General features: G+C 61.0%; 18 protein-coding genes. 15 read left to right on the plus strand and 3 right to left on the minus strand.

From position 1 onward, the window contains the following. The first annotated feature begins 69 nt into the window (after positions 1–69). The 6 genes from BLW08_RS06460 (at position 70) to pdxS (ending at position 8,476) form a co-directional block, all read left to right on the plus strand. Positions 70–414, plus strand: a complete 345-nt coding sequence (locus BLW08_RS06460; protein ID WP_091323997.1) for a DUF6504 family protein — start codon at positions 70–72, stop codon at positions 412–414. Between the two features lie 3 nt (positions 415–417). After that, positions 418–3,918 carry a DNA polymerase III subunit alpha gene (locus tag BLW08_RS06465; protein WP_091323998.1) on the plus strand — a complete coding sequence of 1,167 codons (3,501 nt, stop codon included), beginning with the start codon at positions 418–420 and terminating at the stop codon, positions 3,916–3,918. A gap of 132 nt (positions 3,919–4,050) precedes the next feature. Beyond that, positions 4,051–6,060 (plus strand): threonine--tRNA ligase, encoded by a 2,010-nt coding sequence (gene thrS, locus BLW08_RS06470; protein ID WP_090825101.1) that lies wholly within the window; start codon positions 4,051–4,053, stop codon positions 6,058–6,060. Positions 6,061–6,079: 19 nt separating this feature from the next. Further along, a complete protein-coding gene (locus BLW08_RS06475; RefSeq protein ID WP_090825100.1) occupies positions 6,080–6,673 on the plus strand; it encodes an HIT family protein in 594 nt (197 codons plus the stop codon). After that, positions 6,663–7,292: a phosphatidylinositol phosphate synthase gene (gene pgsA, locus BLW08_RS06480; protein WP_091324000.1), complete on the plus strand. Its 630-nt coding sequence runs from the start codon at positions 6,663–6,665 to the stop codon at positions 7,290–7,292. The genes BLW08_RS06475 and pgsA overlap by 11 nt, the downstream gene beginning before the upstream one ends. Before the next feature lie 257 nt (positions 7,293–7,549). Beyond that, positions 7,550–8,476 carry a pyridoxal 5'-phosphate synthase lyase subunit PdxS gene (gene pdxS / locus BLW08_RS06485; protein WP_091324002.1) on the plus strand — a complete coding sequence of 309 codons (927 nt, stop codon included), beginning with the start codon at positions 7,550–7,552 and terminating at the stop codon, positions 8,474–8,476. A gap of 63 nt (positions 8,477–8,539) precedes the next feature. Here the strand turns inward: pdxS and BLW08_RS06490 are convergent, their stop codons facing one another. Continuing rightward, the gene (locus BLW08_RS06490; RefSeq protein WP_091324003.1) at positions 8,540–10,552 is read right to left on the minus strand and encodes a M3 family metallopeptidase; all 2,013 of its coding nucleotides are present in this window, start codon (positions 10,550–10,552) and stop codon (positions 8,540–8,542) included. A gap of 73 nt (positions 10,553–10,625) precedes the next feature. Here BLW08_RS06490 and BLW08_RS06495 point away from each other — a divergent pair, with 73 nt between their 5' ends. Beyond that, positions 10,626–11,891 (plus strand): CapA family protein, encoded by a 1,266-nt coding sequence (locus BLW08_RS06495; protein ID WP_091324492.1) that lies wholly within the window; start codon positions 10,626–10,628, stop codon positions 11,889–11,891. Between the two features lie 3 nt (positions 11,892–11,894). On the opposite strand, the gene BLW08_RS06500 is transcribed toward BLW08_RS06495, so the two are convergent. Next, the gene (locus BLW08_RS06500; RefSeq protein WP_090821710.1) at positions 11,895–12,656 is read right to left on the minus strand and encodes a type 1 glutamine amidotransferase; all 762 of its coding nucleotides are present in this window, start codon (positions 12,654–12,656) and stop codon (positions 11,895–11,897) included. Continuing rightward, entirely contained in the window at positions 12,653–13,981 is a 1,329-nt protein-coding gene (locus BLW08_RS06505; RefSeq protein ID WP_091324005.1) for a Mur ligase family protein, read from the minus strand. Before BLW08_RS06505 ends, BLW08_RS06500 begins: the two co-directional genes overlap by 4 nt. Positions 13,982–14,072: 91 nt before the next feature. Between BLW08_RS06505 and pdxT the strand changes: the two genes are divergently transcribed. From pdxT to secF, 8 genes are all read left to right on the plus strand, one after another. Then, positions 14,073–14,774, plus strand: coding sequence for a pyridoxal 5'-phosphate synthase glutaminase subunit PdxT (gene pdxT, locus BLW08_RS06510; RefSeq protein ID WP_090821792.1), 702 nt, complete (start codon positions 14,073–14,075; stop codon positions 14,772–14,774). A 3-nt stretch (positions 14,775–14,777) separates the two neighbouring features. Further along, positions 14,778–15,533: a YebC/PmpR family DNA-binding transcriptional regulator gene (locus BLW08_RS06515; RefSeq protein ID WP_090821706.1), complete on the plus strand. Its 756-nt coding sequence runs from the start codon at positions 14,778–14,780 to the stop codon at positions 15,531–15,533. A 44-nt stretch (positions 15,534–15,577) separates the two neighbouring features. Then, the gene (gene ruvC / locus BLW08_RS06520; RefSeq protein WP_090821705.1) at positions 15,578–16,156 is read left to right on the plus strand and encodes a crossover junction endodeoxyribonuclease RuvC; all 579 of its coding nucleotides are present in this window, start codon (positions 15,578–15,580) and stop codon (positions 16,154–16,156) included. A gap of 79 nt (positions 16,157–16,235) precedes the next feature. After that, the gene (ruvA, locus tag BLW08_RS06525) at positions 16,236–16,880 is read left to right on the plus strand and encodes a Holliday junction branch migration protein RuvA (RefSeq protein ID WP_090821703.1); all 645 of its coding nucleotides are present in this window, start codon (positions 16,236–16,238) and stop codon (positions 16,878–16,880) included. After that, entirely contained in the window at positions 16,873–17,949 is a 1,077-nt protein-coding gene (gene ruvB, locus BLW08_RS06530) for a Holliday junction branch migration DNA helicase RuvB (protein ID WP_091324007.1), read from the plus strand. Before ruvA ends, ruvB begins: the two co-directional genes overlap by 8 nt. Before the next feature lie 145 nt (positions 17,950–18,094). Continuing rightward, a complete protein-coding gene (gene yajC, locus BLW08_RS06535) occupies positions 18,095–18,478 on the plus strand; it encodes a preprotein translocase subunit YajC (protein WP_175538602.1) in 384 nt (127 codons plus the stop codon). Between the two features lie 114 nt (positions 18,479–18,592). Then, a complete protein-coding gene (gene secD, locus BLW08_RS06540; RefSeq protein ID WP_090821700.1) occupies positions 18,593–20,344 on the plus strand; it encodes a protein translocase subunit SecD in 1,752 nt (583 codons plus the stop codon). Beyond that, entirely contained in the window at positions 20,344–21,333 is a 990-nt protein-coding gene (secF, locus tag BLW08_RS06545; RefSeq protein WP_091324009.1) for a protein translocase subunit SecF, read from the plus strand. Before secD ends, secF begins: the two co-directional genes overlap by 1 nt. Positions 21,334–21,430 lie beyond the last annotated feature (97 nt).

Consider the following 21,430-nt stretch of genomic DNA (forward strand, 5'->3'; position numbering starts at 1 on the left):
GTCGGCGTAAACTCGAACTATTCGAACATACTTTCGAATAAGGGTTATCCGGCGTGAAGAGGTGTGGAAATGGGGCTGTTCAGCGAGTCCGTGGACGTCGACTGTACTGACCTGGGCCAGCCACGGACAGTCCACTGGAAAGGGCACCCCTGCACAGTCATCAATGAACCTGTCCGATGGTATGAACGCCGCCAATGGTGGATCGAAGAAAGCCGCGCCCCCCTGGGCAGTGGAGCGGGACTGGTAGACCACGAGATCTGGCGGGTACAGCTTGAACCCCAGCAAGAGCAAACACCTGCCACCCATGCCATCACCCTTGACCTCGTCAGGCACGTAGGCAGCGGACGATGGCGCCTCCTTCGCATCCACGCCGCCGCGCCGGCGCATGCCGTAGAACCCGACGAAGCAGCGTGAACCTTGAGCTTCACCCACCTGCACGTTTCCACTGCCTTCAGTGCGCACTACGGCGTCTCCTGGCCCGAGGAACTCGCCCAAACAGCCGCAGCTGACGGCGCCACAGCGCTCGCCTGCACAGACCGGGACGGCCTTTACGGCACCGTCAAACACCTCAAAGCCTGCATGGACGCAGGTATCGACCCCATCGCCGGAGTAGACCTTGCAGTGTTTGACGACGACGGCGACCACCGCACCCAAGTCGCGGGCCGCGTCGTCGTCCTCGCCCACGGAAACAACAACGGAGCCGGCTACAGGGCGCTCTGCCGCCTCGTCTCGGACGCTCACGCACGAACCTCTGGAAAAGCCGGGGGAGCAGTCCCCGTTGCCGTAACCAGAGGAGAGCTCGCCTCAAGAACCCTCGATCCCACAACCCTCAAGCCCGTCCTGACGGTTCTGCTCGGACCGGACTCTGACGTCGGCCGGGCCATGGGAGGCCGCAAATACCTCCGGCCCAGAACCCTCTTCAAACAATGGATAGACGCCATGCCGCCAGGAACCCTCGTGGCCGAAACGGTGACCCACCTCAGCGCACCAGGCGAACCCCTCAGCACCGCCCACGCAGTACGGATGCTCAAGCTCGCCCTTGAATACAACATCCCGGCCATCCTCAGCAACGCAGTCCGCTATTGCGCCCAGGACGGCGCAGCAACCGCAGACGTCCTGGACTCGGCGCGGACACTGAAGTCCCTCCCGGAACTCTCCACAGCACCCATGCTGCAACCAACAGGACAGGGTTGGCTGAAGAACGCCCACCAGATGCTTCAACTCGGCAAAGAAATCATGAACGCAGCAGGCCAAGGGAAAGCCGACCTCAACAAACTCCTCGCCAACACTGAAGCGCTCGCCGACAAATGCCGCATTGATCCAGTCCTGGACATGGGATGGAAAAAACCAGTAGTACCCGAAGCCTCCATCCTTGGCATCGACTGCGACCCCATGATTGAACTTACCCAGCGCTGCGAAGCCGGAATCACCAAACGATTCCCAAGCATCTCCGGGGAAACAGAGAAGCAAATGCGCTCGCGGTTGGTGCATGAGCTTGGGATCATCGGCAGGCTCGGCTTTGCCTCCTACTTTCTGACGGTGGCTGAGGTTTCCCGGATGATCCTGGAAATGGGTGTCAGGGTAGCTGCCCGGGGATCAGGGGCATCCAGCCTGGTCAACTACCTGATCGAGATCAGCCAGGTGGATCCAATCCGCCACGATCTCATCTTTGAACGTTTCCTGTCGGGACGCCGCTCAACCCTTCCTGACATCGACCTTGACGTCGAATCTGCGGAACGGCACAACGTGTACCGTGAGATTTTTGACCGGTTTGGAGCCCAGCGTGTCACCCTGATGAGCATGCAAAACGGGTACAGGGCGCGAGGCGCAGTCCGGGATGCGGGAATGGCCCTGGGCATGGATGAGGGCGAAGTTAGCGATATTGCCAAGCAATTGTGGCGGTTCTCTGCGCGCAAGTTCCGTGAAGCCCTGGTGGAGAAGCCCGAGCTCCGTGATTTTGCCGGACGCGTTGAACGAGGAGGCCTTGAGGAAAACCAGCAACTTGACCTGTTGGTAGACCTTACAGAGAGGCTGGATCGTCTTCCCCGGCACATTTCGATGCACCCCTGTGGCGTGATCCTGGGGGATGCAACGCTCTTGGACCGTACTCCCGTTCAACCGAGCGGGCTGGGGTTGCCCATGAGCCAGTTCGACAAACACGACATGGATCCCATGGGAATGCTCAAACTTGATGTCCTTGGCGTACGGATGCAAAGTGCCATGGCCTTTGCGGTACGTGAAGTCATTCGCCTCCATCCTTCAAAAGCTGAAGTGGTTGCCGCAGGAAAGCACCCGGTTGAGCCGGGTGGAAAGGGGCCGGACTATATAGCTGCTGACGGCAGGATCGATCTTAATGCCGTGCCCTTTGATGACGAACCTACCTATGAGTTGATCCGGAGCACCCATACGCTTGGCTGCTTCCAGATTGAGTCCCCGGGTCAGCGTGAGCTCATCGGGAAGATGGCTCCGCGTGAATTTAATGACCTCATCATCGATATCTCCCTGTTCCGTCCCGGGCCCATGAAGTCGGACATGGTCCGTCCCTTCCTGGAACACAGGCACGGTTTCGCGCCGGAAATCTACCCTCATCCGGATTTGAAGCCGGTTTTGCAGGAAACCCACGGGGTTACGGTTTTCCACGAGCAGATTCTGAAGACATTCCACGTGATGACCGGCTGCGGATTGGCAAGGGCGGATGAGTTTCGCAGGGCATTAGGGGACGAAATCCATGAACCGGGAGTGGAGACCTACTTCCGGCGTGAAGCCATCAAGAAATACTCTCCCGAGGTTGTGGACAAAGTATGGGGGACCTTGAAGGCCTTTGGCAGCTTTGGTTTTTGCAAAGCCCACGGAGCCGCGTTCGCGGTGCCCACCTATCAATCGGCCTGGCTGAAAACCCACCACCCGGAAGCATTTCTCGCCGGACTTTGGGAACACGATCCCGGCATGTATCCCAAACGGCTGTTGGTGGCAGAAGCGCGGCGGTTGGGAATCCCCATCCTGCCGTTGGACATCAACAGGAGCCATGCCCAGTACAGAGTGGAAAGGATCCAGGACGGGTCAGATCGAGGCAAGCTTGGCATCCGGCTGAGCCTCACTGGGATCTATGGGCTTTCGGGGGCAGAACTCAAGAGAATCGTGGCAGGGCAACCCTTCGATTCCTTGGCTGACCTCCGGGCGCGGGGGAGAGTCAGCAAACCGAACATCAAAAGGCTTGCTCAACTGGGCGCCTTTGATTCCCTGCACAAAGATTCCGGGGGGAAAGCGAACCGGGCAGACCTCGTGCAACACCTGCAGGCGCTCCAAAGCAGTCCTGCAAGGAAGCCCACGGATGTCATCGAAGGACAGTTGTCGTTCGCTCTGGGTGATGTGGAGCTGCGGAATCTGGCTCCTGAACTTCCCGAACCATCCATGGTGGAGAACGTCAGGGCCGAGCTTGACCTCATGGCCGTGGATGTCAGCCAGCACCTCATGGACAGCCACCGGCCCCTCCTGGACAAGCTGGGGGTCACCACTGCTGACAAGCTGCTGGGTTTGCGCAACGGGACTGAAGTCCTGGTGGCCGGGGTTCGGATCGCAACCCAAACCCCGCCCATGCGTGGAGGAAGGCGCGTGGTCTTCATCAGCATCGATGACGGTACCGGCTGCGTAGATTCCGTCTTTTTCCATGAAGCCCAGGAAGAGTCAGGTCCTTTGCTGTTCGGTACACGCCTGCTGTTGATTCGTGGCACCACCAGAAGGACGGGCCCCAAGGGAATCAGCCTGAGCGCCAGCAAAGCCTGGGACCTCGGCCAGCCGGAAACGTTGCCATACACAGACCTCCTCCCTGCTGGAGGTGGAATGCCTGCTGAATACACGCACCAAGGACCACTGCATGGCATCTCCAGGAACCTCGCCATCACGGGCCTGGGAAGCTGAACCAGCGGCTCAATCCAGGATCGGCGCGCTGCTTTGGCCGCCCTCGCCGAAGCAGATACGATTGACGGTGGCTGGCTGTGGTCCCCGTACGCCACAAGCTATGAAGCCTTTAACTATGAATAGGAGACACCCGTGTCAGATGCCCAACAGATCACCCTCATCGTCGATGGCGAAGAGACCAAGGTGACGGAAGGGACTACCGGCGCGGAACTCTTCTTCGAGCGCCGCGACGTCGTTGTAGCCCGTGTCAATGGTGTGCTGAAGGACCTGGACCAGGTCCTGCCGGCCGATGCCGACATCGAAGGCGTCACCATCGAATCTCCCGATGGCCTCAACGTGCTCCGCCACTCCACAGCCCACGTCATGGCCCAGGCCGTCCAACAGTTGCGTCCGGACGCAAAGCTTGGCATCGGCCCGTACATCACTGACGGCTTCTACTTCGACTTCGACGTCGCTGAGCCGTTCACCCCGGAAGACCTGCGCCAACTGGAAAAGATGATGCAAAAAATCATCAACCAGAACCAGAAGTTCGTTCGCCGCGTGGTCACCGAAGAAGAAGCCCGCGAAGCCATGGCCAACGAGCCCTACAAGTTGGAACTTCTGGGCAAGAAGAACGAGGCAAGCGACGCCGCGGAAGGTGTGAACGTTGAGGTCGGCGCCGGCGACATCACTATCTACGACAATGTGGACAGGAAGAGCGGCGAGAGCGTCTGGTGCGATCTTTGCCGTGGCCCGCACCTGCCCAACACCAAGATCATCTCCAATGCCTTCGCGTTGACCCGCTCGTCCGCTGCCTACTGGCTGGGGAACCAGAACAACCAGCAGCTCCAGCGCATCTACGGAACGGCGTGGCCCACCAAGGAAGCCCTCAAGGCCTACCAGGAACGCATCGCCGAGGCAGAGCGTCGCGACCACCGCAAGCTGGGCGTCGAGCTTGACCTGTTCTCCTTCCCTGACGAGCTTGGCTCCGGCCTGCCCGTTTTCCATCCCAAGGGCGGCATTATCCGCAAGGCGATGGAAGATTACTCACGCCAACGTCACGTGGATGCCGGGTACGAGTTCGTCTACACCCCCCACATCACCAAGGGCCACCTGTACGAGGTATCCGGACACCTTGACTGGTACAAGGACGGCATGTTCCCTGCGATGCAGGTGGACGCGGAATTCAATGACGACGGCACTGTTCGCAAGCCGGCCCAGGACTACTACCTGAAGCCGATGAACTGCCCCATGCACAACCTGATCTTCCGCTCACGTGGGCGTTCCTACCGTGAACTTCCCCTGCGGTTGTTCGAATTCGGTTCGGTGTACCGCTATGAGAAGTCCGGCGTAGTCCACGGCTTGACCCGTGTGCGTGGAATGACACAGGACGACGCCCACATCTACTGCACGCGCGAGCAGATGAAGGACGAGCTCACCACCACGCTGAACTTCGTCCTGGGCCTTCTCAAGGACTACGGCCTGGACGACTTCTACCTGGAGCTCTCCACCAAGAACGAAGAGAAGTTCGTTGGCGAGGACTCGGCGTGGGAAGAGGCCACGCGCACACTTTCCGAAGTTGCAGCAGCATCCGGCCTGGAACTGGTTCCGGATCCGGGTGGAGCAGCATTCTACGGTCCCAAGATCTCCGTTCAAGCGAAAGACGCACTGGGCAGGACCTGGCAGATGTCCACCATCCAGTTGGACTTCAACCTGCCGGAGCGCTTTGAGCTGGAATACCAGGCGGCAGACGGAACCCGCCAGCGTCCGGTGATGATCCATCGGGCCCTCTTCGGTTCGGTTGAACGCTTCATGGGCGTCCTCACCGAGCACTACGCCGGCGCCTTCCCTGCGTGGCTGGCTCCCGTCCAGGTGGTAGGTATTCCCGTTGCCGAGACGTTCAACGACTACATGTTCGATGTCGTGGACCAGCTCAAGGCCGCAGGAATCCGGGCCGAAGTTGATGTCTCGTCGGATCGCTTCCCCAAAAAGATCCGGACGGCGAGCAAGGACAAGATCCCGTTCGTCCTGATTGCCGGAGGCGAGGACGCCGAGGCCGGTGCAGTGTCGTTCCGGTTCAGGGATGGCAGCCAGGATAACGGCGTGCCCGTGGCAGAGGCGGTTCGCAGGATCGTGGACGCCGTCAAGAACCGCGAGAGCTGACGGAACGGACACACAGACGGTGCAGGAGAACACAGGCGCGGCAGCCGGCATCCCCGGTGACGCCGACGTAACCGATGACTTCGGACTCGCGGGCGTTCCGGACGCTTTTCAGCGCCTGTGGACTCCGCACCGCATGGCTTACATCAAGGGCGGGCAGGATCAATTCAAGAACAAGGATGACTGCCCGTTCTGTGTGGGCCCCACCCGCACCGACGAGGAATCCCTGATCGTCCATCGCGGGAGGACCTGCTACGTGGTCCTCAACTTGTTCCCGTACAACCCAGGGCACCTTTTAATCTGCCCCTACCGCCACGTGCCTGACTACACGGACATCACGGTGGAGGAGACAGCAGAGTTCGCCGAACTCACGCAAACCGCCATGCGGGTCTTGCGGAAGGTGTCCAATCCGAGCGGTTTCAATCTGGGCATGAACCAGGGAGTCACCGGCGGCGCCGGTATCGCCGCGCACCTCCACCAGCATGTAGTACCGCGCTGGGGCGGGGACGGAAATTTTTTCCCCATCATCGCCCAGACCAAGGCCATTACGCAGACTCTTGATGAGGTCCGCAAGCTTGTGGCTGAAGCCTGGCCGGGGGAGTCGAATGCTCAATAGGCATGCGCGCGGCTTCTTCACTTCACTCTTTACCCCTCTGGCGCGTTGGCTCCTCAGGATCGGTGTGTCACCGGACGCCGTGACCATTGCGGGTACGGCCGGCGTGATCCTGGGTGGTTTGCTCCTCTACCCCCTTGGCCAGTTGTGGTGGGGCTCCGTAGTTGTGGCTTTCTTCGCCTTTTCGGACGTGGTTGACGGCATCATGGCACGCCTGCAAGGTCGCAGCGGGGGTTGGGGTAATTTCCTCGACTCCACCTTGGACCGGTTGGCCGATGGGGCGATCTTCGCAGGCCTCACCATCTGGTTCTTCACCAAGGGCGAGGACCCCGCCATAGGTACGGCCGCCGTCGTTTGCCTTGTCCTGGGCATGGTTGTTTCCTACGCACGGGCCAAAGCGGAGTCGCTGGGCTATCAAGCCAGCGTCGGGATTGCAGAACGGGCGGAACGGTTGGCCTCCGTGCTGCTGATCGCAGGGCTCACCGGACTTGGACTTCCGCCCGTGGTGTTGTTGGTAACCCTGATCCTGCTGGCACTGGCCAGCGTGGTGACCATAGTCCAGCGGATGTCCGCCGTGCACAAACAAGCAATGGCCGAAACGGGTGGGGCCGGCACGGCCTAGCCGCCTAAAGGCGGAACTCTTCCCATGTGAAGTGGCATCCGGCCAGAGTCGCGCGCCGGCGGTTGTGCAGCTGTCCTATGACAGGCCCGTTTGTTGCCTGCAAAGGCAGTAATGAATGTACTGCCACCTTGCAACGTGCGACTACTATTACTAGTACTTGGTCACCTTGACCTGAAAATCCGGTGTGCGCTGATTGCGGTCGTGTGGCTGCGCGTGCCTCCGGCAAGAAGGTCGTTTATCTACCCATAGGGGTTTTTGTGTCTACACCAGATGTAAGCAACGAAGCCGGTTCGTCCGCGAACAGCGTTACGGGCAGCAGCCGCGTTAAGCGGGGCATGGCGGAGATGCTCAAGGGCGGCGTCATCATGGACGTCGTTAACGTCGAGCAGGCCCGCATCGCTGAGGACGCCGGTGCCGTCGCCGTCATGGCGCTCGAGCGTGTCCCGGCTGATATCCGCGCCCAGGGTGGCGTGTCCCGCATGTCCGATCCCGACATGATCGATGCGATCATTGCCGCCGTGTCCATCCCGGTGATGGCCAAGGCCCGCATCGGCCACTTCGTCGAGGCCCAGGTTCTGCAGTCCCTCGGTGTTGACTACATCGACGAGTCCGAGGTCCTGACCCCGGCCGACTACATCAACCACATCGACAAGTGGAACTTCACCGTTCCGTTCGTGTGTGGTGCCACCAACCTTGGTGAGGCGCTGCGCCGCATCAACGAGGGCGCGGCGATGATCCGTTCCAAGGGCGAGGCCGGCACCGGTGATGTTTCCAACGCCACCGGTCACATGCGCCAGATCCGTGCCGAGATCGCCAAGCTGTCTGCCCTGCCCGAGGACGAGCTCTACGTTGCGGCCAAGGAACTGCAGGCCCCGTACGAGCTCGTCAAGGAAGTTGCCGCCACGGGCAAGCTCCCCGTGGTCCTGTTCACCGCCGGCGGTATCGCTACCCCGGCTGATGCTGCGATGATGATGCAGCTCGGCGCCGACGGCGTGTTCGTTGGCTCCGGTATCTTCAAGTCCGGCAACCCCGCCCAGCGTGCCGCCGCCGTCGTCAAGGCCACCACGTTCTACGACGATCCCGATGTGATCGCCAAGGTCTCCCGCGGCCTCGGCGAAGCCATGGTCGGTATCAACGTCGACGACATCCCGCAGCCCCACCGCCTCGCAGAGCGCGGCTGGTAAACAGCAAAAGAAGTACGACGCCGGGTCGGTCACCTTGATGAGGTGACCGGCCCGGCGTCGTTGTTACTCCAGTCCGCGACGCTTCAGGAGCGGTTCCAAGTGGGCGTCGCGGCCCCGGAATGCCCGGAATGACTCCAGGGGGTCGCGGCTGTTTCCCCTGGAGAGCAGCTCGGCACGGAACTTGTCTCCGTTGGCCCGTGACAGGCCGCCGTTGTCCTTGAACCACTCCACGGTGTCCGCGTCCAGCACTTCGCTCCAGATGTAGGAGTAGTAGCCCGCGGCGTAACCTGCCCCGGCAAAGATGTGCTGGAAGTATCCCGTGCGGTAGCGCGGCGGAATCAGCGGATGCGCGATGCCTGCCCCGGCAAGTGCCTTGGCCTCGAAGGCCAGGACGTCGTCCGGCACATTGGCTTCGGCCAGAACATGCCAGGCAATGTCCAGCAGTGCCGCCCCCAGATATTCAGTGGTAGCGAATCCTTCACCCCATAGTTGCGAGGCATTGAGCTTGTCCACAATGTCCTGGGGGAGTTGTTCGCCAGTGGAGTGATGGCGTGCGTAATTGGCCAGGACTTCGGGCCACATGATCCACATTTCGTTAACTTGGGAGGGGTACTCAACGAAGTCGCGGGGCACCGATGTTCCTGAGAATCGTGGATACGTCACATCGGAGAAGAGTCCATGGAGCGCGTGGCCGAATTCATGGAACACGGTGCGGAGTTCGTCAAGGGTCAACAGGGTGGGCTCGCCGGGTGCTGGTTTGGTGATGTTGAGGTTGTTGATGACCACCGGCCGCGTGGCCAGAAGGCCGGACTGTTCCACGAGCGAGTTCATCCATGCGCCGCCTCGCTTTGACGACCGGGTGTAATAGTCACCGAGGAACAGGCCTAAGCCACTTCCGTCCTCATTGCGGACCTCCCAGACACGGACATCGGGGTGGTACCCCTTCAAGTCGATGCGCTCGTGAAAAGTGATGCCGTAGAGCTGGGTAGCTGCATGGAACACGCCGTCTGTCAGGACTGTTTCGAGGGCGAAATAGGGTCGCAGCGCTTGTTCGTCAACCTCATACTTCTCTCTGCGGACCCTGGCGGAGTAGTACGCCCAGTCCCAGGGTTCCAGTGCATGGCCTGCGGATTGCGCCAACGCAGTGGCTTCTGCAGTGGCATTCCGCAGGGCGGCTGGGGCCAGTCTGCCCAGCATCTCTTCGACGGCGCTGAAAGTGGGGGCTGTCTGCTGGTCCACCACGAGTTCGGCAAAGTTGCTGAAGCCCAAAAGCGTTGCCTTCTCGGCCCGCAGCCCAACCGTAGCCGTCACGAGCTCGCGCACATCGAGGGAGCTGCCGTCCGTGCCGCGGGCCAAGGACCCCTCGAAGAGTCGACGGCGGACGGACCGGTTGTCCAGGGAGGCCAGGGCGGGCTGGTTGCTGGGCTGGATCAGGGTGAGGAGGTAATGGCCGTCATGTCCAGCGCTTTTCGCGGCTTCGGCGGCGGCAGCGACGTCGTCGGCCGGCAGCCCGGCCAAGTCCCCAACGTCGTTCAGCAGAAGTGCGGAACACTTCATTCCCTCCTTGACGCGCTGGCCGAACTCAGTGCCCAATCGTGAGAGCTCCGCGTTGACTTCGCGCAATCGCAATTGGCCGGCATCATCGAGTTGGATGCCTGACTGCCGGAATTCTTTGAGGTACTCCTGCACCAGGCGAACTGCCTCGGCATCAAGGTTGCCGGCATCGATGGCCGCAAACCGATGGTAGAGGTCACGGTTCATGTACACGGCATCCTGGTGGGCGGAGAACTTGGGTGATAACTCCGTCTCCAACCTCTTTATGGCATCTGACGCGTCTGCCGAGACCAACGTGAAGAATGCAGCTGCTGCCCTGTTCAAGAGCATTCCCGAACGTTCCATGGCCACGGCTGTGTTCTCGAAGGACGCGGGTTCGGGGTTGCCCGCGATCAGTTGGATTTCCTTCAGGTGCTCGGCCAGACCGGCGTCCACGGCCTCGGCGTAGTGCTCGGGGGTGATCCCGGCAAACGGCGGCAGTCCATACGGCAGGGGGCTGGGGCTCAGCAGAGGATTGGTCATGAAGTGACTCTTTCACGTAAGAATCGTGTCCTCAAGGGTGCCGCGCCCGGCTGGGCCGCTCTCCCGCCTTAGGATAAAAATCATGGGGAAGATCACATCTTCAATTGCCAGGTTCGGATCGCCAAAGGCGCTGACCGCGCTGGGAGGGGCGTTCCTGGCCGTGACCTTGGGTGCTTGCGGTGTCATCGCCGAGACTGATGATCAGAACCGCAGCAGCTCGGCCTCGGCTCCCGCCACTGAGTCGCCAACCCCCACCCGCACTCCCGCTCCAAACCCTACTCCCGGCAAGGGCCCGGCTTGTCCGGAGCTGAGGTGCACTTCCGTTACAGTGACCGGCGACATGCTGGTCCACACCCAACTGTGGCAGCAGGCACGGGCGGACGCCGCCGCTGCAGGCATACCCGGTTATACCTTCGTTCCCCTTCTGGAAGGACAGCGGCGCTACATCGCAAACAGCGATCTCGCCATCTGTCACCAGGAAACCCCCGTCGCAACGCCGGAGGGCCCGTTCTCTGCCTATCCATCCTTCAATGTGCCGCCGCAGATCATCAGCGCCTCCAAGAACGTGGGCTACCAAGCCTGCACCACGGCCAGCAACCACACGATTGACCGCGGGACGGAGGGGCTCCTGAGGACGCTGGACGCCCTCGACGCGGCCGGACTCAAGCACACAGGTTCATACCGTACAGAGGCGGCGTCCAAGGAAATATTGATGATTCAGACGGATGCGGCCAAGGTGGCCGTGATCATCGGTACTTACGGCCATAACGGACAAATTCCCGAGTACCCGTGGTTGGTCGACGAGCTGGACCCCGCGGCCATGATTGCCAAGGCAACCCAGGCCAAGGCGTTGGGGGCTGACATTGTGCTGGGCGTCATGCACGCCGGTGACGAGTATGCCAGCGAAGCCAATGCCCAGCAGCAGGACGTGGCGCATGCCCTGGTGGACAGCGGTCAGTTCACCATGATCTACGGGCACCACACCCATTCGGTGCTTCCCATCGAGAATTACAAGGGCACATGGATCGTGTATGGACTGGGCAACGGAGTCACGGAACTATCGCCCTGGTACGTGGTCAACAACGAAGGCTTGCTGGTAAGGGCACAGTTCAGCCAGAACACCGCAGGTGTGTGGACGGCTTCAGACCTGGCCTGGGCACCTTCGGTTATTGTCCGGGACCCTTACCGGTGGTGCTCAGTGGCCAGTGACGCACCGCAGGGAGTCTGCGCAACGCCCGCTGCCGATGCTGAAACCTACCAGCGAACCAAAGCTGTGGTGGAGTCCATGGGTGCGGCGACCGCCGGTGCCCATGAACTCCTGATCACCAAGGAAAAGTAGTCGCTAGCGCGGCCGACGGGCTGCGTGCTCGCGCGCGAGGCGGGCGTAGTCGTCGTCGGGCGCTCCCGGCACGAAGGTGCCGTACTTGCGTTCGGCAGCTGTCCTGATGAGGAAGTCGGCGATCGCCGGGTTCTTCGGCAACAGTGAACCGTGCAGGTAGCTGGCCACAACATTGTTGTACCGGGCACCCTCGTGGCCATCCTTGCTGTTGTTTCCGGCGCCCTTGGTGACAGTTCCGAGAGGTTCGACGCCGGGACCCAACGTGGTCTGTCCGCTGTGATTCTCGTAGCCCATGATGTCCCCGAATTCGGTGGACTTCATGATCACGTTGCCGATCAGCCGCTCGTCCGTACCGTGTGTTTCGACATCCAGGATGCCGATGCCCGGGATGACAGGTCCGGCGCTGGTTTTGAAGAACTTGCCAAAAAGTTGGTAGAGACCGCAAATGACCAGCATGGGTGCGCCGGCATCGGCCATCTCCCTGAGGCGGTCGGCGCGCGACTGGAGGTCATCCTGGATGACCAGCTGGCCGCTGTCCTGCCCCCCGCCCCCGACGATGATGTCGACGTCGTCAGGAAACTCGTCACCCACGTTGTATTCCAGCAACTCGGGCGTGTAACCGTGCCATTTGATGCGTTGCTGAAGGACCAGGGCATTGCCCCAGTCACCGTAGATGTTCATCTCCCGCGGGTAGAGCTGGAGGACGCGGATGGTTCCCTTGGCGGGCTGCGACCCCTGGGCCGTTGGCAGTGCTTCCGAGGTCATGAGACCACCTCAACTATGGTGATTTTGGCCAGTTCACGGCGAATGGCGAGCATGGAGGTGTAGGTGCAGAAGATTCGTTTGGGCTTGCCCCTTGAGCCATTGATGAAGGATCGCAATGCTGCTGTGATGTCGGGTTCCACAAGTCCGAAAGGTACGTCGTCATACTGCAGCCTCAGCGCCATGTCGTAGGCCCGAACACCGGTGAGTACTTCCACGCCATCATCCCTCAGGGATTCGAACTCGACATCCCACAGCCACGACATGTCCCTGCCGTCTGCGTAGTTGTCATTGATGGCGATCATGGTGGCGTAACCGCCGGCGGGGAAGGACTTCAGCCCAAGCCGGAAGCCGCTGGGGTTCTTCACCAACACTAATTCGAGCGGTTGTCCATCTACCGTCAGGCTTTCCCCGCGGCCAAATGCGGGGGCGACGTCGCCCAGGGCCTTCACAAGTTTGGGCGTGTCAACGGGGCCGGTCCCCAAAACGGCACGTGCCAGTGACAGCGCGGCCGCGGCATTGAAGATGTTGTAAACACCGCGCAGCTTCATCGCCGTGGTGACGGTCTCGCCGTCGAACTCAAAGTCAGCATCCTGCGCGCCTACCCGGCGGAGTACGACGTCGGCACCCGGCAGGTCAACTGCCTCACCAGCCGCCGCGGCTACGGAAGTCCCCGACGGGGAAGGGCCGCTGCCGGTACGCATCTCATCATCATTCGGAAAAGTGCTGCGGAGCGATTCGTCCAGGCCGAAGTAGCGCACGTCGGGGTGGTGGACTGCGTCCAGGCTGTTGACGGTGGTAGCTATCCGGGCAACCCGGGGATCTTCACGGTTCAGGACCACGGCGTCCGTGGTCCTGGAGGCGATGTGCTCCAGAAGCCGGGCAGTCTTGTCGATTTCGCCGAAACGGTCCAATTGGTCGCGAAGGACATTGAGCAGCAGGCTGAACCTCGGCTGGACTTTGTTCACGAAATGGACGGCGTGGGCCTCGTCGAGTTCAAGGATGGCGATGTCAGCGTCGAGCCGGCCCCGCCAATCCACGTCGCCCAGGAGCGAGGCAGCAACGCCCCGGGTGAAGTTGCTTCCGGTGCGGTTGGTGAAGACTTTCAATCCTTGGCTTTCAAGGAGTTCCACCACCATCTTTGTGGTGGTGGTTTTTCCGTTGGTTCCACTGACCACGGCCACGCCGTGGGGGAGGGAGGCCAGCGTTCGCTGCATGAAGCCGGGGTCGATTTTCTCGACCACCAGGCCGGGAAAAGCTGATCCTCCACCCCGGAGCCGGGACAGAGTGCGGACCAGCTTGCCGATGGGGACGCTGAAGGAAAGCATGCTCTGTAATATATCCCAGTCAGGGCATGCAACCGGGTCCGCAGGCGCCATGGAGGACCGCCGGTAGGGCGATGGCCACTATGATGGTCCAATGACCAACCCCCTTTCCGACGCTTCATCACGCGTGGGTTCAGGACTCCGGATCGGTGTACTGGCGCTCCAGGGCGACTTCCGCGAGCATATCCGCGCTGTGGAGGCCGCAGGTGCCACGGGCGTGGGTATCCGCAGGCCTGCCGAACTGGACGACATCGACGGCCTGATCATCCCGGGCGGCGAATCCACCACTATTGACAAACTGTCCCGGATTTTCGAACTCCGCGACCCGCTGAAGAAGCGCATCGCTGACGGCCTGCACGTCTACGGTTCCTGTGCCGGCATGATCTTGCTGGCCGATGAAATCGCTGATCCAGCGACCGACCTCGAGGGAAATCCACAGCAGACCTTCGGTGGACTGGACATCACTGTGCGGCGCAACGCTTTTGGGCGGCAGCGCGAGTCCTTTGAAACCGACCTCGATTTCAAGGGCCTGGATTTCAGTGCAGGCGATTCCGGCGTGGACCCTGTCCATGCTGTGTTCATTCGCGGCCCATGGGTTGAGCGCGTGGGTCCCACCGTGGAAGTACTGGCGCAGGTTGATCCGGACCACGCCAGCCACACGGCCACTTTGCATGGAGTGGCTAGAATTGTTGCAGTGCGTTCAGGCCACCTGCTGGCCACCTCCTTCCACCCGGAAGTGACGGGAGAGAAGCGCGTGCATGAACTCTTTATTCGAATGATCAGAGGAGAAGCGTAAAGCATGTCAGGCCACTCCAAATGGGCGACCACCAAGCACAAGAAAGCCATCATTGACGGCAGGCGTGCAAAGTCGTTCGCAAAACTGATCAAGAACATCGAAGTTGCCGCCCGCATGGGTGGCCCGGACCTTGCTGGCAACCCTGGCTTGGAACTCGCGGTTACCAAGGCGAAGAAGACCTCGGTACCCAATGACAACATTGACCGTGCCATCAAGCGTGGTGCAGGCCTCACCGGTGAGGTGGTCGACTACACCGAAATCATGTACGAGGCCCGTGGCCCGCAGGGTTCGGCATTGCTGATCGAATGTCTGACCGACAACAAGAACCGCGCCGCCTCCGAGGTTCGCCTCGCTATTTCGCGCAATGGCGGCACCATCGCCGACCCCGGCTCCGTCAGCTACCTTTTTGCCCGGAAGGGCGTAGTGGTGCTGCCGAAGAACGGCCTGAGCGAAGACGACATCCTGATGGCGGTCCTGGAAGCCGGCGCCGAGGAAGTCAAGGACAGCGGCGAGAACTGGGAAATCCACTCCGAACCGTCCGACCTCCAGGCCATTCGTGACGCACTGAAGGAAGCGGGCATCGATTACGAAACCGACGAAGCCGAATTCGTCCCGTCCATGCAGGTGGACCTTGACGTCGATGGCGCCCGGAAATTCATGAAGCTCGTGGATGCACTGGAAGACCTGGACGACGTCCAGAACGTCTACAGCAATGCGGACCTCAGCGAGGAAGTGCAGGCTGCCCTCGACGCCGACTAGGCGGGGCGGCTTTCAAGGGTGATAACAGACAGGAAGGCCCGGACTTGACTCTTCGCGTATTAGGAGTCGATCCGGGCCTTACCCGTTGCGGCATCGGTGTGGTGGACATCGAAAGAAACCGCCGCGCCACCATGGTTGCTGTGGGGGTTGTGGGAACTTCGGCGGAGTTGACGCTGGATAAGCGCTTGCTGGTCATTGCCGAAGCCATCGATGAATGGCTGGACCGGCATGAGCCGGACGTCGTCGCAGTCGAACGTGTTTTTTCGCAGATGAACGTCAGCACGGTGATGGGCGTTGCCCAGGCATCAGGCGTCGTTATTGCCGCAGCGGCACGCCGTGGCATCCCGGTGGCCTTGCACACCCCTTCCGAGGTCAAGGCCGCGGTGACCGGCAGTGGTACGGCCAACAAAGATGCCGTCACCAAGCTGGTGACAAAAATTTTGCGGCTGGATGCGCCGCCCAAGCCTGCCGATGCGGCCGATGCCCTTGCCTTGGCACTCACGCACGCGTGGCGCGCAGGCAGTGGAATGGGCTCGGCAGGTGGCGCCTCCGGAAAAGGTTCACTCACTCCTGCTCAGAAGGCATGGGCCGAAGCGGAGGCAAAAGCGCGCCGCGCGCGGTGATTGGTGCCCTGCCTTGCTAGGGTATTCGTAGATATGTTCGGATAGTCCGCTTTGGCCGCAATAATTCAGGAGCCGGGTCTTGATCAGTTTTCTCCGTGGAACCGTAGCCCACGTTGGTTTGTCCACCGCCGTCATTGACCTCAACGGCGCCGGCATGAGTGTCTTTGCCACCCCGCAGACCCTCAGCCACCTCAAGGTCGGATCTGAAGCCAAGCTCTTCACCTCCATGATCGTCAGGGAGGACTCCCTGACGCTGTTCGGTTTCGCCGATGACGACGAACGCGAAGTTTTCGATGTCCTGCTCAGCGTCAGCGGCGTGGGACCCAGGCTGGCGTTGGCTGTTCTCGCGGTCCACGAACCCGAAGCTATCCGGGTGGCTGCGCACACTGGTGATGGTAAGGCCTTTACGAAGGTTCCCGGCATTGGGCCCAAGGTCGCAGGGCGCATTGTCCTGGAACTGGCCGGAAAGTTGGTCCCGCATGGAACGGGGACGGCCGCTGCTCCGGAAACTGCCGTCAAGGCCGACTGGAAGCCGCAAGTGGTTGCGGCAATGACCAGCCTGGGATGGTCAGAGAAGGACGCCACGGGCAGCATCGACAAAGCCATGGCCGATTCTCCGGAGCTGGTGGACTCGGGAAATGTCGCCCACATCCTCCGTGCAACGCTGCGGTGGCTGGGCCAGGACGGCGCCCGCGCCGGCAACCGTGTAGGCAGCCGTGGCTGAGCAGTCTTTGGTCAGCGGGGGAGAGGAACCGGAGGAGCGGGTCATTGAGGCGGCCCTCCGGCCCAAGAACCTGCACGATTTCGTTGGCCAGCACCGGGTCCGCAAGCAGCTGGCCTTGGTGTTGGAGGCGTCAAAGATGCGCGGGCGCAGCGCCGACCATGTGTTGATGTCCGGTCCACCGGGGCTGGGCAAGACCACGTTGGCCATGATCATTGCTGCGGAAATGAACGCGCCATTGCGGATCAGCAGTGGTCCGGCCATCCAGCATGCAGGTGACCTCGCTGCCATTCTTTCCTCCTTGTCGGAGGGCGAGGTCTTGTTCCTCGATGAAATTCACCGGATGTCCCGGCCTGCCGAGGAAATGCTGTACATGGCCATGGAGGACTTCCGTGTAGACATCGTGGTGGGCAAGGGCGCCGGTGCCACGGCCATCCCCCTTGAGCTTCCGCCGTTCACCCTGGTAGGGGCCACCACACGTGCCGGCCTGCTGCCTGGGCCACTACGGGATCGTTTCGGATTTACCGGGCATCTTGAGTTTTACTCCGTAGCGGAGCTTGAACTTGTGCTTCGCCGTTCGGCAGGGCTTTTGGACCTCAAGGTGAATTCGGCCGGATTCACGGAGATCGCGGGTCGGTCGCGAGGCACGCCGCGTATTGCCAACCGTCTGCTGCGCCGTGTCCGGGACTGGGCACTGGTCCATGGCATCGATCAGATCGATGCCCGTTCCGCGTCGGCGGCCTTGGATATGTATGAAGTGGACCAGCGGGGCCTTGACCGGCTTGACCGCTCAGTGCTCGAAGCCCTCATTACCAAGTTCAACGGTGGCCCGGTGGGTCTGTCCACCTTGGCGATTGCCGTAGGTGAGGAACCAGAAACTGTAGAGACCGTTGCCGAGCCCTTCCTGGTGCGCGAGGGACTATTGGGGCGGACGCCCAGGGGCCGCATCGCAATGGCGTCTGCCTGGACCCACCTCGGCTACGCGGTGCCGTCCGGCGTCTTCGGCCAAGAGACACTGGCGTTGTTCGATGAAGAGGAAAACCACGCCGAAAGCGTAGATACCATCGGTTAACACGCCGTGTTCAGCTTTTCCCTCTAGACTGGTATGACGCTCGGCACGTTCGAGTCCTTGATCCATGCGCCCGCTTCGCGGATCTGCCAGGGACGTTGCCGTGAACCAAAACGTAAGTACAGAACGGAACTTCCCTGTGGATCCAATGACCATATTGCTGTTCGTCATGCTTGGACTCTTTGTCTTCATGATGTTCCGCCGCAACAAGAAGACCCAGCAGCAGCAGGCTGAGATGCAGTCCAAGTTCGCTCCGGGCGTCGACGTCATGACCAGCTTCGGTCTTTTTGGCCGCATCGTCTCCATCGACGAAGCCGAAAACAAGGTCGTCATCGAACTTTCCCCGGGTAACCAGGCCACGGTTCACCGCCAGGCAGTTACCAAAGTTGTTGAAACGGCTCCGGAAGAGGCGCCGGTTGTTCCGGATGATGCCTCTTCCCTGACCGTTGCGGACACTGAAGCTCCTGCCGCAGTGGAGACGCCGGACGAAACCATTGCGCGCCTCAACAAAGAGGACAAGAAGGACAACTAGCACCGTCAGTCGCGGCAACACCGCGCAAGGCAACTTCTACGGCAGCGGAGAGCCGCCGGCAGACGCTTATCCGCGTACGCCGGCGGCTGTCCGGCGATAACAGGAAGATTGATAATGGCACGGACCGGCCCCAAAAACTCAGCCCGCAGGGTGCTGACTTGGCTTGGAGCAATATTCGTTGTACTCACCGCTGTCCTGGGTGGCGGAGTGATGACTGGCAATGCCAGCTGGGCTCCCAAACTTGCTTTGGACCTTGAAGGCGGAACCCAGATGATCCTCGCACCCAAGGTAGAGGGTGCCAGTGAAATCAATGAAGAGCAGCTCAACCAGGCAGTTGCCATCATCAGGCAGCGCGTGGACGGCTCTGGTGTTGCTGAAGCAGAAATCAGCACCCAGTCAGGTCGCAATGTGGTGGTCAGCCTTCCCGGGACGCCCTCCAAGGAAACCCGCGACTTGATCCAGGCGTCGGCGGATATGAACTTCCGCCCCGTGATTGCCTCGGGCGACCCCGCTGCAGTTCCTGTTGAGTCCAGGACACCTGAAGACCAGCTGCCCAAGCCCACGGCAGAGCCCGCGAATGCCAGTGACAACAACTGGGTGACCGCTGACATCGTCAAGGAATTTGAGGCACTGGACTGCGTCAATCCTTCCACTGAACGGCGAGATCGTTCTGATCCCGCCAAGCCGCTTGTTACCTGCGAGGCAGCCACCGCGCAGACTCCGGCCATCAAGTACATTCTTGGTCCGGTTGAGGTCAAGGGCCAGGACATCGCCTCGTCCTCGTACTCCCAGGTCCAGGGCGCACAGGGATCGGTGACCAACTCCTGGGGCGTCAACATTGTCTTCAATGGCGAAGCCACTGCCAAGTTCAAGGAAGTCACTGAACGGCTCAACCAGTTCTATGTGGCGTCACAGGCGCAGGGCGGTAACGACCCCAAGGCCCAGTTCGCGATCGTGCTGGACGACAAAGTCATCTCTGCACCCCGATCCCTTGCCGTCATCACCGACGGAAAGCCGCAGATCACCGGCAACTTCACCCAGGCGTCCGCCAAAGCCCTGTCGGATCAGCTTCGCTTTGGCGCACTCCCCATCAGCTTCGAAATCCAGTCACAGGAGCAGATCTCTGCCACCCTCGGTGGCGACCAGCTGCGTCTCGGCTTGTTGGCCGGCATGATCGGCTTGCTGCTGGTGGTTGTTTACTCGCTCTTCCAATACCGGGCACTTGGACTCGTCACTATTGCGTCCCTCGTGGTCGCCGGTCTCCTGACCTACTTGGCAATTGCCATCCTGGGCTGGACCGAGAACTATCGTCTGTCGCTTGCTGGTGTTGCCGGCCTGATCGTTGCCATCGGTCAGACCGCGGACTCGTTCATTGTCTACTTTGAACGCATCCGTGATGAGCTGCGCGATGGACGCGGGCTGGTATCCGCCGTCGAGAATGGCTGGAAGCGTGCAAAGCGCACGGTGCTGGCGTCCAAGGCCGTCAACCTCCTGGCCGCGCTGGTCCTCTACTTCGTGGCTGTTGGCAACGTGCGTGGCTTTGCCTTCACCTTGGGCTTGACCGCCCTTGCCGACCTCTTGGTGGTCTTCATGTTCACGCACCCCATGCTGCAGGTCTTGGCCCGCACCAAGTTCTTCGGTGAAGGGCACCGGTTCTCCGGGCTTTCGCCGGACCGTCTTGGGGCGGTTCCCCTGTACCGCGGCGCAGGACGACTTCGGTCTCCCGAGGACAAGCCCACGCCCGTGCGTCCGCGCAACAGCGGGGCAGCAGCTGAAGCGGAACGACGCATGACCATCGCCGAACGGCGCCTCGCCGAGAAGGGCCAGTTGACTGGTTCCTCCAAGGCCACCAAGGAGGAGAAGTAATGACCACGAGCTTCGCAACCTTCGGCCATGAGCTCTACACGGGCAAGCGTTCGTACAACTTCGTCAATTCCAAGAAAATCTGGTTCATTATCGCGGCCGTCGCGGTGGCGCTGTCCATCCTGATTCCCGTCGTCAAGGGCGGGTTCAACCTCGGAATCGAGTTCCGGGGCGGCTCGGAGTTTACCGTCTCCAACGTCAGCAGCACTGATGCAAGCCTGGGCGAGAAGGCCGTCCATGACGTCGTGCCTGACGCCATTCCGCGCGTCGCGAATGTGGCAGGCAACACCATGCGGATCCAGACGGATCAATTGACTGACGACGAGACCAACCGCATCAAGGATGGTCTCACCAGCGCATACGGTGTCACCGAGAACGAGGTAACCTCGAACTTCGTTGGCCCAACCTGGGGCCAGGACGTCACCAGGCAGGCGCTCATTGGCTTGGTGGTCTTCGTTGCTTTGGCGGCGGTCCTCATGGCTCTGTACTTCAGGACTTGGAAGATGTCGCTCTCGGCATTGGTGGGCATGCTCGTCACCATGTTCACCACAGCGGGTGTCTACGCGTTGAGCGATTTCGAAGTGACGCCATCGGCCATTATTGGATTCCTGACGGTCCTTAGCTACTCGCTGTACGACACCGTAGTGGTCTTCGACAAGATCCGGGAAAACACATCTGACATCACCACGTCCACCCGGCGCACCTTCGGCGAGGAGGTCAACCTCGCGGTCAACCAAACCCTGGTCCGCTCCATCAACACCATGATGGTGGCCGTCCTTCCAGTGGCGGCGATTCTGTTCATCGGTGCGGGGCTCCTGGGCGCGGGCACACTGCGGGACCTTTCACTAGCACTGTTCGTGGGTATCCTCATCGGTACGGCAGCGACGATCTTCATCGCTGCACCGTTGTACGCCTGGCTGCGCCAGGGCGAACCTGAGCTGGTGAAGCAAGCCAAGAAGGTGGCGCACCGCCGGGCTGAAGCCACCGTTTAGGATTTCTCCAGTCCCACTGTTTGACCGAGAGCCGGCCCCCGCAGCACCGCGGGGGCCGGCTCTTTGACTTGCCGCTCCGTTCGTCATGTGCTGCCCA

It is taken from the genome of Arthrobacter sp. cf158 (assembly GCF_900106835.1).
Lineage (GTDB): Bacteria > Actinomycetota > Actinomycetes > Actinomycetales > Micrococcaceae > Arthrobacter.